Below are 1194 nucleotides of genomic sequence, written 5' to 3' on the forward strand. Positions count from 1 at the left end.
CTGCTCTTTTCTCGATTGACTTTCAGTTTCAGCTTCTTCTCGATAAACGTGAGCATGTTTTGGTACACCCTCTGGGCTGCTTTCTTCGATCCTGCATAGATCTGGCAGTCGTCGGCGTAACGGACAAAGGAGACTCCCCTCTTTTCCAGTTCCTTATCCAGTTCATCCAGGACAATATTAGATAGGAGCGGGCTTAAGGGACTTCCTTGCGGTGTCCCCATGTCATTTGCTTTTGTCATACCGTTTTCCATGACTCCTGCCTGCAGGTATCGCCGAATGAGTCGGAGGATACGTCCATCCTGGATACGCTGACTAAGCGTTCTTATCAATCGGTCGTGGTGTACCTTATCGAAGAATTTCTCCAGATCGATATCTACCACCCATGTCTTGCCTTCGTTAATATATTTCTTTGCTTTCCGAATGGCATCATGAGCGCGGTGACCTGGGCGGAACCCATAACTGTGTTCGGAGAACACGGGATCATATATCGGTTGAAGATAAAGGTTGATCGCTTGCTGGATCAGACGATCCAGCACCGTCGGGATTCCTAGTTTCCGTCTCCCCCCGCTCGGTTTCGGGATTTCGACACGGCGGACCGGGAACGGGACATAGGTTCCCGACAGAAGATGGTGATGGATAGAGGACCATTCCTCTGAAATCTGAGCTTTCAGTTCCTTGGTGGTCACCCCATCCACCCCGTGACTTCCTTTGTTTTGAACGACCTTTGTGTAGGCTCGGTTCAAGTTGTCTCTGTGTAGAATGTCTTCCAGCATAGCAATCGACCTCCACGTGTCTCTTTCGTTCCGTTGTATGGCATCTATTCTCCACGCTTCCTGTACCCTTGAGGGATTCACCTCTCCTTTACAGGGAAGCTGATGTGTTCTGTGTCATCGAATGATGCGTACGCTGGGGAAAGAGCGCTCTTTTCATGATTCAGCCCTTCCCATAACGGACTAGTACCGCATGGTACTATGGCTTCGGCTGACTTCTGATCGTTCAGCGGCTTCTTTCGAAGCCGGTTACCGCAAGAGTACGGCGTGCCGATCAGACCTCCCCGGGTAAGCGCACAGACTTCCTCTCCATGTACCCGCCTCATTTACTGCCCGTCCCTTTGGTCGTTCGGACTTTGACTTGTTAAGCAGTCTCATCCAAGAAGGACAGCCTGGTATGAGATTCGTGTTCCTCGGATCGGAG

At 50.8% G+C, this 1194-nt stretch carries 2 protein-coding genes; both read right to left on the reverse strand.

The annotated features are described in order from the left end of the window. On the reverse strand, window positions 1-773 hold a 773-nt coding region (gene ltrA, locus ACE4RR_RS21490; RefSeq protein ID WP_375537456.1), incomplete at its 3' end, for a group II intron reverse transcriptase/maturase. Window positions 774-850: 77 nt separating this feature from the next. Next, window positions 851-1096 carry a hypothetical protein gene (locus ACE4RR_RS21495; protein WP_375537455.1) on the reverse strand — a complete coding sequence of 82 codons (246 nt, stop codon included), beginning with the start codon at window positions 1094-1096 and terminating at the stop codon, window positions 851-853. Between the last annotated feature and the right edge of the window lie 98 nt (window positions 1097-1194).

This window comes from Alteribacillus sp. HJP-4, assembly GCF_042139015.1.
Taxonomy (GTDB): Bacteria; Bacillota; Bacilli; order Bacillales; family Marinococcaceae; genus JBHIKY01.

Coding starts and splice junctions, on each gene's coding strand:
- ACE4RR_RS21495 (WP_375537455.1), bottom strand. CDS start 1,096: ATGAGGCGGGTACATGGAGAGGAAGTCTGTGCGCTTACCCGGGGAGGT.